The sequence below is a fragment of the Longitalea luteola genome, from assembly GCF_017356035.1.
GTDB lineage: Bacteria > Bacteroidota > Bacteroidia > Chitinophagales > Chitinophagaceae > Niastella > Niastella luteola.
In genome coordinates, this window is record NZ_JAFIQX010000004.1 from 197,821 (window position 1) to 211,925 (window position 14,105).

Genomic DNA, 14,105 nt, shown 5'->3' on the forward strand with positions numbered 1-14,105 from the left:
CAGGCGGCGGATTAATCAATATTAGTTGGCGATTGCAGGAACCAGGCCCCTTTAGGGAGCGGCGGGTATAAAATCAACAAACATATAGCGGAAATTGATGACCATTTCGGAAAACTGATTCATAACGTCCTGGCCCAGGTTGCCATAATACAATTCATCTTTTGGAGTGGTGCTGACCGTTTTCACGGCCACATCCTTCAGCACAGCAGGGTGACCGGCAACCTTGATATGCACCTGCGGCAGGCGGTAAGCTTTGGTTTTGGTTATGCCGCCAGCTCCGCCGATCTGCATGTCGAACGATGTGCCGGCCGTATCGATGAGTGGTCTATAATTCTTGTAAAACGGTTCATTCAAAAAGGTAAACTGGGCGCCGGTATCAAATGTGAACGCCAGGGTATCGGTATTGTAAGCGACTGAGATAACGGGCAGCAACTCATCAACACCAAAATTGCGGATCTTCCGGTCAACGGCGATAGCAGGGACTATCAGTTTATTTTTATTGATCCTGATCTCCTGCAACTGCTCTATAACCGGAAACCCGATGATGCCTTTAATGGTGTACATACCACGGGCAAAGGACAGGGCACTGTCAGGAAAGATCATGAACACGGCGTTTTTTATAATAATATTTCCCATGCGAAATTCATCGGCAATACCCAGGTTGGCCTGAACCTGTAAACCGGTTATGGCTCTCACTTTGAACTTTACATTCAGTAACCGCAGCTTCGATTTGCGGGCATAGGATTCCGTTATTACCGATAAGTTGGCGCCGGTATCAAATACAAAGTCAAAAGTGCTGTCAATGAAACTCACCGGAACATTGATGAGGCCGGCCAGGTCGCGACGATACGCTATTTGCGTTTCGCCGGTAATTGTCGTCGTTTGTGGCCCAACGTTTTGCAGTCCTTTCCAGATGATATCCGAATTACGGGCGTCATCGCGTTCCTCGGCGGATAATACATGCCGGTATTTACGCAATAATAGCTGGGTAGTAAGATGCGCCTCGCGGTATTGGTACAATTTCACATGGTTATCAATTTTCTTCATCAGTAAACTACTGATCTGTGTGGGCGTCAACTGCGGTTTGTGCTTTTCCAGCAGCAGGCTGATGACCTGGTTGGAGGCAGGAAGATCATGAAAAAAATTATGCAAAAAAGCCTGGTAATATAATTTGCGATAGGCGGGCAAATTGCTGTAGGTGTCGCTTTGCAGGGCACGTTTCAGCTCAAAAAAATGGCGCCGGCTGAGCAGGCTGTCCAGTTCTTTAGTGTCAGCCGCATACAATGAGATCCCAGAGAGAAAACAAATACAAAATAAAATTATACGCATGGTTCAAAGTTAAAGAAGAAGGCACAAGATACAAGGTTCAGGGCCAGCTTCGCCAAGGCTGCGGCGGGCAAGGCGCAAGGTACAAGATTCAACGCGCAAGTTAAAAGGTTCAAGGCGCAACAAGGCACAAAAACCGGGACGCAATCGAAAATTGTGGAATTAAAGGTTTAATGTTTCTTGTATCTTAAATTTGCAACCTATGAATAAAAGTGACATGATCAATGAACTGATTCGTAACCGCAGGAGTGTGTTTACGCAACAATTTGAAGCGGGAAAAGTTATACCGGACGAGATCATCTGGCAGGCTCTTGAAAACGCCAATTGGGCGCCCAACCATAAATTTACAGAACCATGGCGGTTTACGGTTTTTAGTGGCAACGGGTTACAAAAACTGGCCGAACAACAGGCCGAGATCTATAAAAAATATGCCGGCGTCAAGTTCAAACAAAATAAATATGAGCAGCTGCAAGTGACGCCGCAGCAATGTTCGCATGTGATTGCCATCGGCTGTAAGCGGCATGCAGATCAGCTGCCGGCCATGGAGGAAATTGCGGCTGTAGCCTGTGCGGTGCAAAACATTTATCTTACTATTTCTGCATATGATGGACTGGGCGGTTACTGGAGCACGGGTGGCATTACATTTATTGAAGAAGCCAAACCATTGTTCAATTTGGGTCCGGATGATATGTTGATGGGATTTTTTTACCTGGGTTATGTTAAAGTACCATCAGTTTCGGGCAAACGAAAACCGGTGCAGGAAAAAGTTACCTGGATCAATTAGCTAATGTGCTAATTAGTTAATTTGCTAATGCAATACCTCAATTGAAGTTTTTAAACCGTTTGCTACTGCGATGACCGAGCCAGATGAAGATGACCGGAACCAACAGGATCAGAATCAGGGATATTGTACCGAGCATAAAATCAGGTTTTACCAGGGATGTGAATCAATGTTTCAAACGCATAAAGCCATTAGTTTAGTATAAGTATTTCCCCGAAGCCTGGCAAAACCGGCCTTTTAGGTGTTTTATCTGATTTGTATCACGTTTCGTTATCATGGATTAAGGTTCCCGGGCTTATAGATCTATCATTTTTTTTGATCCGCATCATTTTTATTGAAGGCTCAATGCTGGCTTTCCCGGCCTGCCAACACTTTTCAGCCGGATATTTCGAGAGCCGTACTATTTTCAATACGGGCACTATGTGCCTAAATAATACCAGAGTCCCTGGATGCCAGTTCATTGTACTTATAGCGTTGTAAATGTCCCCGCTTTTTAGCTCTCCAGTTTAGTATCATAATTTATGTTATGTTAAATAGAAAACGGTGCAGTTAATGTTTGTAAACATGCTGCACCGTTTCTTTATTTACTTCTATCCTGTTTTTGAATTTAGATAGGAATTGAAACCAGCGAGCATTCGGGCATTGTTGTTCAAATTGAAGCGGTCAACTTTTTTCAAAAACGTTATGCTAAAGCCGCGGATCAATTCGATATGTGATCTACCCCAAGTCATTTACGATCACAGTTGTGCGACTCGAGCTTCTGTCAAATAATTAACGGTCATACTTACCAGAAAAAAAACGGTATTCCTTAAATTTGAAATAAACCTTATCAATTATGAAGCTTTTCTATTTGATACTCGCTCATGCGAACCTGCACCAGGTAGACAGAATGATCAATGCCCTGCGTCATGAACACGCTGAGTTTTTAATTCATCTCGATGGAAGGGTTCCTCCCGATGACATTGAAAGATCCGGATTTTATGGCGCCCCCAAAGTAACTGTCATAAAAGAAAGGTACAATATTACCTGGGGTGGTTACAATATGGTCAGGGCCACCCTTAGCCTTATGAAAGCGGCTTGTCAAAAAAAAGAACCGGGTTATTTGATCTTGTTAAGCGGCCAGGACTTCCCGGTTAAATCGCCTGAGGTCATTTATGATTTTCTGCTGAAAAATTATGGACGCGAATATTTGGAGCATTTCCCGCTTCCCGACGTAAGATGGAGCCCTTATTTCGGACTGGACAGAATGCGCTTTCACTGGTTTATTGATGCTCTTGGCCTTGACGCAAGTTATGAAGTGTATGAGCTGCAAAAGAACAAAGACATGACAAGGCCCTACTTCGAGGACTTTCCGCCGTATGGCGGATCACAATGGTGGTGCATAACCACCGAATGTGCCACGTATATTTTGAAATTCCTCCGCTCTAACCGGCTTTATGAAGAGTTCTTTCAAACTTGCCTTAATCCTGACGAAATATTCTTCAATACGCTGGTATTGAATTCGCCTTTTAAAGAAAAGACAGTTAATAATAACCTGAAATATATCGTGTGGACGGGCGGTCCGCATCCACGCATTCTTACTATGTATGATTGGGAGCCCATCATGCAGTCTGAAAATTTGTGGGCCAGAAAGTTTGATGATGTTGAAAGTGCTTCCATCCTGGATCAACTCGAAAAGCATATTAATGAAAACTCACCAACCATTATTCCTTAACTGGATGGTATAATTTATCAGCGTGTTGTAAATTTTCGATCAAAGGCCGGTACCGCATGGTTCCGGCGTTGATCGCTCCGAACACGTCGCAATGATCGTCTACATAAAATTTATTCATGCAGCCTTCCGGTACAAACTGCCCCACCCCGCCAAAATCCGCTATATGCAATCCTTCCAGCGATAGCAGGGTTGGCAACAGCACTTCATGATGGCCGCGCCATTTATCGGCATATAAGATGCTGTGAATACAGTTCAAAGCAGCATTTGATATCCGGTATATAGGATTGAAAGACCTGATACGCAAATGAAGTGGTATAAAGGTATATACATGCTGAAGGGTGTTCCACCAATACCAGTTAGGTTCCTCGTCAAACCTCCTTACATGTGAGCTTATAAAATCAGGCTGGCCCGGCTGTGCGGTAAAATAGTTGAACAGGTTTTCCCATGGCCCGTTAAACCGTACATCATCTTCAATAAACCAGTAAAAATCATAGCCCGGATGCTGCCGGTAAAAATGGAGTAGTGGAAAATGATTGTTGCCGGGTATAAGTGTAGCTGATACAGGCAGATAATGAAGACCGGTAAGGATATTGTCGCAAAAGCTAAAACTGTTATTGCTGTTCAATGCAGCGGGCAGTACTGCTTCCGTTTGATGATAAAGCAAAAAACTATCGCCCAGGTGAGCAGCAGCTGCGCTTATCTGGTTGAAAAGATGCATAATCCGGGGTGTACAATTATTAGAAAGCAACAGGAAAACCTGCCTGGCAGCGGGAACAAGGTTACTGGATATCATAGTTGACAATATTTATAAACTGACCGTTTCCGACGCTGCTATTTTTCTGATAAAATACTCCGCCTGCAGCATCAGCGGCCCGGCTGGCCCTAATTGTTTCATGATCAAATACACCGTAGTGCGATAGATTGCCGGCAAACTGCCTGCCGGCATTGAGCCGGTAATTGCTTCATAACCGGTTATCCATTCCTGTAACCAATCGGGCCGGTTTGTCTCGCTATTTCGAAAAATATCATTTTTCATTTCACACAGCAGCCCCTTATTCCTGGCATATTCAGCTTCCAGTTGTTTCCTGTTTTTAACCGGGTCTTCCATAAAACCTACAGGATCTGTATCTGTAAGCATCAGCGCCATTGCGGTTTTGTCTTTCTTTAGCAGGGTGAGATACAGGCAAATCACCATGGTGAATAACGCCTCGTCATCCACTGCTTCGTGCTGGAATGCCGCCATGATCACATCTGACAATAATACCCGGATAGCCAAAGCGGTTGTATTACCGGTTGGTATTTTTGGATGCAGGGCCGGCATAACCTGCATCCCAAGGGTATCCTGCAGTAAAGTTTGTAAATGCCTGGCCAAAGCAGCTCGCTGGCCCGTTACCGGCAACCCGAAAACGCGGATATTACTTCCATATAAATAATTAAATTCTATAATGCGCAGTTCCGTTAGCCCGCTGCCCGGGCCGGCGTTAAAAAAAATATCCAATTCGCTTAGCAGGCGCGGCCATTCTTTACGCGGCGAAAAAATGGAAAAACCCGTCCATTCATTTGATTCGTCCATGCAAATCAATTTAAGCCAATTTTTTTAAATTGTATATTCTACAAACAAATTAAAACTATTAGCCATTTCTAACAGGCTAAAAGTATTTGATGGAGGAATATCCAATTATCAGAATTTAATAATAAATTACTGCATATATAACCTTTAACCTTATGACTATGCGATTGCCTATTTCAACGTATCTCATCAACAGGAATGCCCAATCAACAGATCACCAGCATCTGCTGATAGAATTTGAAGACAAAAAAGAATTCACCATCACGGTCACAGATTCAACAAACCCCGAGGTAGATGGTATATGGGGATGCCTGGTCAGCATCATATCTACAGCCCGGATAAATAAAGAGAAATTTATACTTGTCTGTGATGACAGCCATCAGTTTACAGCGGATTATTCCACAGACACATTGTGCGATCAAATTACCCAGGCAGATCAACTCGATGCAGACCTATTATTAGGAGGCGTGAGTTGGTTTGATACGGTTTTGCCGGTCACGGATGCGGTTGCCTGGATCAACTATTTTACGGGAATACAATTCATGATCATATACGAGAGGTTCTATGAAAAAATACTGGATGCCAAACTTGGTAACATTTACGACATAGAGCAGCAGCTGTCAGCAATGTCTTCCAAGATTTTTATCGCCACTCCCCTTCTGTCCATTAAAAAAGACTGCGAAGAAGTGCCGATCAATAATGAAGAAACCGAAGCAACATTTCAGGTTGCACCCGCCATTAAAACCATCCGGGAAGTTTTTTCGTTCTACCAGGATACGCTTGAAGAAAGCCGGGCTGTATTCGACCCGGAAAATATTGAAAACCTGGTCATTCCCACCTATGTCATCAATTTACCGGAAAGAACCGAGCGCAGGGCGCATATTGAAGCACAGTTCCAGGGCAGGGATGAATTCGACGTTAAATACATTGAGGCTTGCAGACATGACATTGGTGCGGTGGGCTTATGGCTTAGTATTCGTAAAATAATCCAAATGGCCATTGACAATGATGACGAAGTGATCATTATATGCGAAGACGACCACGAATTTTCCGAATATTATACAAAAGAATACCTGATCAAAAATATTTTTGAAGCGCATTTTCAGGGAGCTGATTATCTATGTGGCGGCAGCGGCGGTGTTGCACAGGCTGTTCCCGTTACTGAAAACAGGTATTGGGGCTCCATGTGCCTTTCAACCCAGTTTATAATCGTCTTTCGCAAATTCTTCAACCGCATCCTGGACCAACCGTTTGACGATAAGGTGATTGCCGACAGATTTTTATCGAACCTGACGGTAAATAAAATGGTGCTCTATCCCTTTATATCGTTTCAGAAAGATTTTGGTTATTCTGATGTTACGCCGGTTCACCATGATGTAAAAGGTTTAATTACCATGATCTTTACTGAAAATTTCAAAAAAATGGGGCGTATCCAGAAAACCTACCTGGAATATTACAGCCATACCAGAACAATTGAAACTATCTGATAATGTAAATGAAATAGTATGCAGCAGGTCTTGCTGATCACTGATATAAATTTCTGGGTGAAGGGCGCCGGTCACAGAATGAGAATTTACAATCTGGTTGATTACCTGGTACACCATGTTCAGTTAACAATTCTGTATCTGGGTGCAGACGATCCTGCCCGCAGATCTGTACTGCACGGAAAAATCGCAGAGGTTTGTTTTCTGCCGGTTGAAATTATTGCCACCGCTACCATGGAACAAACAGGTTTGTATGTAAGTGCGCTGCTCAAAGACCGGAATTTTGATGCGATCATTGTCGAATACATTCATAATACCTATTTATTGAACTATATCGACCTGGACAATGCCATTACCATATTGGATGCGCATGACCTGATCAGTGAGCGGACCAAAGCTTTCAAAAAGTATAATTACCAGTCATTATTTGAAATGTCGGAAGAATTCGAGTTTCAGGTTTTCGATATTTATGATCATGTAATAGTATTATGTGGGGCCGACCAGGAGAAAATAAACAGTTTCTTTGATTACCCCAAAGCCTTGCTCTGTTCTCATTCAACATCCGTCTCCTATCATGATACCAGGCCCACCGTTTCAAATCTCGCCTTTATTGCCAGTGAATACGACCCTAACATTGACGCCATCCATTTTTTTATAGAGAACTGCTGGCCCGCTGTACAGGAAAAATACAATGTAACGTTATCCGTTTATGGGAATGTTTGCCGGAAGATCAGGGCTGCAGGAAAAGGGATTATTTTAAATGGCTTTGTTGCCGATCTGCAGGAAATTTATAAAAACGTTGATATTGTAATTAACCCTGTAAGATTTGGCGCCGGGCTTAAAATAAAGAACATAGAAGCGCTGGCCAACGGCAAGCCGTTGGTAACTTCAGCGCATGGCGCGCGCGGATTGGAAATGGCCGATGGCAAGGCATTTTTAACAGCCAATGAGCCGGCACATATACTGGATGCACTATCGTTATTGATCGAGAATACAGATCGCCGCCTTGAATTAAGCCGCAACGCCTATGACTTTATTCGAAAATATTTTTCTGCCGAAACGGCTTTTGCTCCATTACTTGAAGTGATCAACAACGCTGAATAGATCTATGCATCCAGTTCAAGCTGATTTTTAACAAGGGTATAATAAAACCCTTTCATTTTTATCAGCTCAGCATGCCGGCCAACCTCCGCTATGCCCCCTTTGTCAAGCACTACGATCTGATCTGCATTTTTTACCGTGCTCAGGCGATGCGCAATGATAATAACCGTTTTGCCCTGGAAAAAATCATTGAAACTGTTAACAATTTCCCTTTCATTATTTGCATCCAACGCATTCGTAGCTTCATCGAGCATGATTATTTCCGGATTTTTGTAAACAGCCCTGGCTATAAGGATCCGCTGCTTTTGTCCCTGACTTAAGCCAAGGCCTTCTGTGCCAACTTTCGTTTCCAGTCCGTTAGGCAGGCTTTCAATGAGCTCAGTTAAATTGGCGATCTTAATGGCTTTGGTAAGTTTCTCTCTATCTATCTGGTTCTTATTGTCACCAAGTGCAATATTTTTTTCAATGGAATCAGAAAAAATAAAACCATCCTGCATAACCGTACCTATTTTTTCGCGCCAAAGGCTTGGACTGATATCGCTAAAGTCAATGTCTCCGATGCTGATCTTTCCGTCCGTTGGATTATAGATCTTTAAAAGAAGTTTCATCAGCGTTGTTTTACCGCTTCCGCTGGCCCCTACAATAGCCGTTATTTTCCCGGCAGGAATTTCCAGATTTATATTGTGCAATACCGGCTTATAAATGCCCGGATACCTGAATGACATATCCTTAATGGCAATACTGTTATCGAGGCTTGAACCGGAATGGTCAGCACTGTATTTGCCCATGGGCTCCTCGTCCTCAATTTCATTGATCTCTTTTATTCTGCCCAGGGCCAGACGGGCATCCTGGGCAACCAACATGAAATGGATCAACTGTTCCAGCGGCCCGTTTAACTGCCCGATGATAAACTGGCAGGCCAGCATTTCACCCAGGGTCAATTGGTTGGTTATAACAAGGTATGCTGTATAGAAAGTAATTAAAACATTCTTACACTGGTTCAGGAAAAAAGCGCCTATTTCCTGGATCTGCTCAACCCGGAGCTTTTGAATATTTATTTTAAAGAGATTCGCCTGCAACTCCTCCCACTCCCACCTTTTCAGCATTTCTGCGCTATTCAGCCTGATATCCTGGATGCCATAGATCATTTGTAAGGTATTTCCCTGAATGGCTGAAGCGACCTCCATGCTTTTTCCTTCGATCGATTTTCTTCTGCCTAAAAAGAATACTATATACAATACATACAACACACTAAAAAAAATGTATATCAGAAATATCAGCTTGTTGTAAATGAATATGGCAATACCGAAGACCAGTAAGCTGAAAAAGGAAAATATAGTGTTCAGCGTAGATCCGGTTAAAAAAGATTCGATCCTCCTGTGATCATTCATTCTTTGAATAATATCGCCGGCCAGTTTTACATCAAAGAACGAAACAGGCACCCGCATCAATTTTACCACAAAATCAGAGAGGATCGAAACATTTATTTTCGTACTCATATACAGCAATAGCCAGTTCCTGAAAAAGTTCGAAAGGAACTGGCCTGCAAATAAAATTACCTGCGCAATCAGCACAACACTGATAAAATGAATGTCTTTATTGTTGACGCCTACGTCTACTATAGATTGGGTTAAAAAAGGGAACATCAGCTGCAACAAGCTGCTTATGATGAGGGCAATCAGCAACTGAAAGATGGTTTGCTTGTAGTTCCTGAAATATTTTAATAGTTCGATCAACCCGTTCTTGGATGCCCTGACCGACTCGATCTCGTAAAACTTTTCCATCGGTTCAAGCAGCAAAGCCACGCCTTCAGGATCCGCATCCTTATCCTTGCCTTTTACCGCCCAATGTTTTAGAAACTCCTCTTTTTTATATGTCAGTAAGCCGGTATCAGGATTGGCCACATGGATCTTGTCCTTTCCTGCTTTATATACAACAACAAAATGGTTTTGATCCCAATGGACAATACAGGGAAGCGGCATTTCATCCTGCAACTGGTCGATCGTGATCTTTGCCCCCAGCGTTTTAAAGCCAATGGTCTCAGCAGCTTTGCTTATGCCCAGCATACTCACCCCCAGTCTGCCGATACTGCATTTTTCTCTTAAGAACTGAAGGCTGTAATCCTTACCATAGTATTGGGCGATCATGCGAACACAGGTGGGGCCGCAATCCATTGAATCGTACTGTTTGAAAAAAGGAAAAGCCATGCAATGAATTAAAGAAGATGATAAGGTTAATTTCTGACTAACAAAGATTGAGCTCTCTGGCAATTAGCTCGATACCTTTTAATTTATCTGACTGGCTATTGTAAAGCTGCAGCAATATGATCTCATCGATGTCATATTTTTCCTGCAGCAGATAGAGCTGATCGCAAAACTCTTTGACAGAGCCATAAACGATGTTCTTTTGATCGAGCACAACGGTGCCCGAATTACAATTTGCCTCCACGATCTGCCTGGCAACAGCAGCATTTTCATGACAACAACCTGCAATGGCTAAGCTGATACCGGGCATTCGCCTGAAATTGTTGTAGAATCTTTCCCTGAAGCTGTTGAGTATATCCAATCCGGGATCGGGGGTGTTTTGTAAATGAAACAGGGAACGGGAAAAATTAGCGCCCAGTTCCAGGGAAAGCTCAATGCTCCTGTATGACGATCCCAAAAGCCACATATCGGGCAAATGGCCCCAGGCCGGCGGCAAAACAAGGCCATTGTCAAAATGGAATTTTTCTGCATGCAGGTAGCCGGCTATGAGCGCTGCATTTTTTTTAAATAATTTTTCAGGATCTGCTTCTTTTAAAAGGAAGGACAGGCTGTTCGCATTCTCGCCCAGTTCCTTTGTGCCTCCCTTGGCAAAGCCCAGATCAATTCTTCCGGGGAACAGGTTTGCGAGTAGTTTAAAATTGGTGGCTACGTCAAGCGGCAGGTGAATGCTTATCAATGAGCCTGCAACGCCTACCTTTATCCGCTTTGTGTAACCGGCAATTACAGGAACCAGCATTTCGGGATTGGTCCAATTCTGTAATTTCCTGTACAAATAATGCTCACCCAGCCAGAATCGTGAAAAACCCAACTGGTCGGCCATCTCTGCATAATCAAGCAATTCCTGCATAACATCCAGCTGGTGTTTATTGCTGTTCGTTTCACTGAAATTCAATAGGCCAATTTTACATTGTCTCATAAAGCAATCGATAATCAATAAAGCAATGGAGGATAGCGTCACAAAAAGTGTATGATAAATATATCAATTCCATTCAAACAATGTTACGCAGACCAGGTATTAAAATTATTCCTGCACTAACTATCATGCCTGCCGCCAAACCTGTACTAATGTAATAACTACGTTTATTTATCACATTTGCACATATATTGCATAACATAAATATGTTTTATAACTCAAACGCATATCCATAAACTCAGACGATCATAACTAAAATACTGCAAAAACAAATTTTATTATCGGTTTTAAAGAAATTAATTACATATATTTGGTTAAACCTTATTTTATGCAAATGCGTATCTACAAAAAGCTCCGTCTTGCGGAACGAAGAATTAAGTTTAATGATGTCGGGATCCATCCAGGGTAACCAGAACATACAACGCTCCTCCGGTACCTGCTGCAAACATTTCCTTCGAAATCACTTCTCATTTTATTGACCGAAGAACCATTATTACAATAACATTAAAACTTGCTTTTATGAAAAAGAAGATCAAACTGGGCGAAAAGCTCACCTTAAGTAAAGAAAGATTGCATAAGCTCAATGAAGAGCAATTGAGTCACTTTATGGGCGGACGAATGGCCATTGCTACCTCTTACACAGCGGGCGGTACGGGCAATTGTTCAACGTTTAACACGTCCTGTTGCTCAATGACAAATACGTCGTGCTGTTAACAAGCACCACTGTACACTTTCTCTTCAGACATTTAACTCCAGAAAAGGCAGATCAAATAGGGTTCAGGATGACTTTTGGCCGAATGCTTCAGGTGATAAAATAAGCGGCAGGCTAAAAGAGCGTGGCTATTCCGTGTACATCAGGATGCGTAGCCACCCAAGACCTGTTATGTCAATACCCAAAGGAAACCTGCTCTTATCCACAAATGAGAAGGGGCTGATGTATCTATTATAAACCTAAATCATCAATTATGAAAAAGAAAATTAAACTGGGCAAAAAGCTTTCGTTAAGTAAGGAAAAACTTAGTCAGTTGAATGCAGAACAATTATCCCACTTTATGGGGGGAAGAATGGCCCTGGCTACTTCTTACACCTCCGGCGGCGATGGTAATTGTTCAGCAGACAAAACAGCATGTTGTTCTACAGGCGTATCATCCTGTTGCGGATAACCGCACACGGGCAGTAAAACCTGTTTTTTTTATTGTAAACTCAAATCATCAATTATGAAAAAGAAAATCAAACTGGGCAAGAAGCTTTCATTGAACAAGGCAAAACTAAGCCAGCTGAATGAAGAACAGTTACAACATTTTATGGGAGGCCGTATGGCGGTAGCCACCAAATACACCTCCGGAGGAGGCGGCAGTTGCTCCGACATGCATTCCTCCTGCTGTTCTGAGGGACAAACCTCCTGTTGTGGTTAAATGCGTATACAGCTCTTAAAACGTCATTAGTATGTATGAAAAAGAAAATCAAACTCGGTAAGAAGCTTTCGCTGAGTAAAGAAAAACTCAGTCGTTTGAATGAAGAACAACTGTCTCATTTTATGGGAGGCCGTATGGCTCTGGCAACCACCTATACCGCCGGAGGTGGTGGTACCTGCTCAAAGAACGAAAGTTCCTGTTGTTCGGAAGGCTCAACCTCATGCTGCGGTTAATGCAGCCGCGTTCTTGTAACATTGTATTTATTAATTGAAATCTTAAATCACACTCAATTATGAAAAAAAAGAAGATCAACCTCGGCACCAAGCTCTCATTAAGCAAAGAGAAGCTCAGCAAACTCAACGAAGAGCAATTAAACCATTTTCTGGGAGGCCGTATGGCGGTTGCTACTGATTACACGTCAAACGGCAATGGCAAATGCTCAGAGGGAAGTACTTCCTGCTGTTCAATTGATGCAACGTCATGTTGCGGCTAAACGAAAGCCTGCTTGTTGTAAAACTTAATTTTTTAACACACATTCTTTATCATGAAAAAAAAGAAGATCAACCTCGGCAAAACGCTTACTTTAAGCAAGGAAAAACTGAATCAGCTTAACGAAGAGCAGTTGCATCATTTCATGGGCGGCCGCATGGCCCGGGCTACCGATTACGGTACCAATGACGGAGGCAAATGTTCAATAATGTACACCGATTGCTGCTCTACCTCCAGAACAGCATGCTGTTAACAGCATAGGTATTTTGCAACCTACATTTATTCAGTTATGAAAAAGAAGATCAAACTCGGAAAAAAGCTTTTATTAAGCAGGGAAAAACTGTCTCAACTCAATGAAGAGCAGCTGAACCATTTTATGGGCGGCCGTATGGCTGTTACCACTGATTATACTTCAGGTGGACAAGGCCAGTGCTCGAAGTTCAGTTCCTCCTGCTGTTCTACCGTTAATACGGCATGTTGCGGCTAGCTTACATTCGAAAAGCGGTTTTCCTGAAAGACCGCTTTTCCAGGTTTGCTTTCCTGTTTTTAAAGGAATAAAGAAAAATTATTTTTTTATTCCGGAAACTTCGTACCTTAACTACGACAATCGTCGTACGTCAATAACGGTAACACAACCGAAACATGATAAATATCCGGGCATGAAGGGACAAAAAAAGAAATTACCAACCAGCGCAGAGCTGGAAATACTGGAAGTTCTGTGGGAACTGAAAAAGGCCACTGTGAGGGAAGTGCATGACGCTATTTCTGCCCGTAAGAAATGCGTTTATACTTCTACTTTAAAAACCATGCAAAAAATGACCACTAAAAAGTTGATAGGTCGAATTGCCGGTAGTCCTGGGCATGTTTTTTATCCATTGGCCAAAGAAGAGGAGGTGAGAAACCATACGGTCAAAGAGCTGATCAATAAGTTTTTTAACGGCTCTTATTCAAGCCTCGCCCTTCATGCCCTGGGAAATTCTTCCAACGATGAAAACATGGAAGAATTAATAAAAGTTGTAAATCAATTAAAAAACAATAAAAAATAAAT

17 protein-coding genes are annotated in these 14,105 nt (G+C 42.6%); 12 read left to right on the forward strand and 5 right to left on the reverse strand.

Going from position 1 to position 14,105, the window contains the following annotated elements; genetic code table 11:
* Positions 1-51 precede the first annotated feature (51 nt).
* Entirely contained in the window at positions 52-1,329 is a 1,278-nt protein-coding gene (locus tag JUB15_RS12200) for a retropepsin-like aspartic protease (RefSeq protein WP_207512765.1), read from the reverse strand.
* A gap of 199 nt (positions 1,330-1,528) precedes the next feature.
* Between JUB15_RS12200 and JUB15_RS12205 the strand changes: the two genes are divergently transcribed.
* Both JUB15_RS12205 and JUB15_RS12210 read left to right on the forward strand, forming a co-directional pair.
* Positions 1,529-2,110: a nitroreductase family protein gene (locus JUB15_RS12205; RefSeq protein WP_207512766.1), complete on the forward strand. Its 582-nt coding sequence runs from the start codon at positions 1,529-1,531 to the stop codon at positions 2,108-2,110.
* Positions 2,111-2,942: 832 nt separating this feature from the next.
* Complete coding sequence (locus tag JUB15_RS12210) at positions 2,943-3,821, forward strand: beta-1,6-N-acetylglucosaminyltransferase (protein ID WP_207512767.1); 879 nt, start codon at positions 2,943-2,945, stop codon at positions 3,819-3,821.
* Here the strand turns inward: JUB15_RS12210 and JUB15_RS12215 are convergent.
* On the reverse strand, positions 3,811-4,614 hold the full coding sequence (locus JUB15_RS12215) for a DUF3405 domain-containing protein (protein WP_207512768.1): 804 nt from the start codon (positions 4,612-4,614) through the stop codon (positions 3,811-3,813). The two genes, JUB15_RS12210 and JUB15_RS12215, sit on opposite strands and share 11 nt — an antisense overlap.
* Positions 4,615-4,626: 12 nt before the next feature.
* Positions 4,627-5,394: a hypothetical protein gene (locus tag JUB15_RS12220; RefSeq protein ID WP_207512769.1), complete on the reverse strand. Its 768-nt coding sequence runs from the start codon at positions 5,392-5,394 to the stop codon at positions 4,627-4,629.
* Positions 5,395-5,552: 158 nt separating this feature from the next.
* Here JUB15_RS12220 and JUB15_RS12225 point away from each other — a divergent pair, with 158 nt between their 5' ends.
* Together JUB15_RS12225 and JUB15_RS12230 are read left to right on the forward strand one after the other, a co-directional pair.
* Entirely contained in the window at positions 5,553-6,878 is a 1,326-nt protein-coding gene (locus JUB15_RS12225) for a glycosyltransferase family 25 protein (RefSeq protein WP_207512770.1), read from the forward strand.
* 18 nt (positions 6,879-6,896) lie between these two features.
* Positions 6,897-7,979 (forward strand): glycosyltransferase, encoded by a 1,083-nt coding sequence (locus JUB15_RS12230; RefSeq protein ID WP_207512771.1) that lies wholly within the window; start codon positions 6,897-6,899, stop codon positions 7,977-7,979.
* Between the two features lie 2 nt (positions 7,980-7,981).
* Here JUB15_RS12230 and JUB15_RS12235 read toward each other — a convergent pair whose 3' ends face one another.
* Complete coding sequence (locus tag JUB15_RS12235) at positions 7,982-10,183, reverse strand: peptidase domain-containing ABC transporter (RefSeq protein ID WP_207512772.1); 2,202 nt, start codon at positions 10,181-10,183, stop codon at positions 7,982-7,984.
* A 37-nt stretch (positions 10,184-10,220) separates the two neighbouring features.
* A complete protein-coding gene (locus JUB15_RS12240) occupies positions 10,221-11,156 on the reverse strand; it encodes an LLM class flavin-dependent oxidoreductase (protein WP_207512773.1) in 936 nt (311 codons plus the stop codon).
* Positions 11,157-11,672: 516 nt separating this feature from the next.
* Between JUB15_RS12240 and JUB15_RS12245 the strand changes: the two genes are divergently transcribed.
* The 8 genes from JUB15_RS12245 (at position 11,673) to JUB15_RS12280 (ending at position 14,103) form a co-directional block, all read left to right on the forward strand.
* On the forward strand, positions 11,673-11,867 hold the full coding sequence (locus JUB15_RS12245) for a class I lanthipeptide (protein WP_207512774.1): 195 nt from the start codon (positions 11,673-11,675) through the stop codon (positions 11,865-11,867).
* Positions 11,868-12,118: 251 nt separating this feature from the next.
* Entirely contained in the window at positions 12,119-12,316 is a 198-nt protein-coding gene (locus tag JUB15_RS12250; RefSeq protein ID WP_207512775.1) for a class I lanthipeptide, read from the forward strand.
* A 54-nt stretch (positions 12,317-12,370) separates the two neighbouring features.
* Positions 12,371-12,568, forward strand: a complete 198-nt coding sequence (locus JUB15_RS12255) for a class I lanthipeptide (protein ID WP_207512776.1) — start codon at positions 12,371-12,373, stop codon at positions 12,566-12,568.
* Positions 12,569-12,603: 35 nt separating this feature from the next.
* Complete coding sequence (locus tag JUB15_RS12260; RefSeq protein WP_207512777.1) at positions 12,604-12,801, forward strand: class I lanthipeptide; 198 nt, start codon at positions 12,604-12,606, stop codon at positions 12,799-12,801.
* Positions 12,802-12,860: 59 nt separating this feature from the next.
* Positions 12,861-13,061, forward strand: coding sequence for a class I lanthipeptide (locus JUB15_RS12265; RefSeq protein ID WP_207512778.1), 201 nt, complete (start codon positions 12,861-12,863; stop codon positions 13,059-13,061).
* 51 nt (positions 13,062-13,112) lie between these two features.
* The gene (locus tag JUB15_RS12270; protein ID WP_207512779.1) at positions 13,113-13,310 is read left to right on the forward strand and encodes a class I lanthipeptide; all 198 of its coding nucleotides are present in this window, start codon (positions 13,113-13,115) and stop codon (positions 13,308-13,310) included.
* 36 nt (positions 13,311-13,346) lie between these two features.
* A complete protein-coding gene (locus tag JUB15_RS12275) occupies positions 13,347-13,544 on the forward strand; it encodes a class I lanthipeptide (protein ID WP_207512780.1) in 198 nt (65 codons plus the stop codon).
* A 172-nt stretch (positions 13,545-13,716) separates the two neighbouring features.
* Positions 13,717-14,103: a BlaI/MecI/CopY family transcriptional regulator gene (locus tag JUB15_RS12280; protein ID WP_207512781.1), complete on the forward strand. Its 387-nt coding sequence runs from the start codon at positions 13,717-13,719 to the stop codon at positions 14,101-14,103.
* The last annotated feature ends 2 nt before the right edge of the window (positions 14,104-14,105 follow it).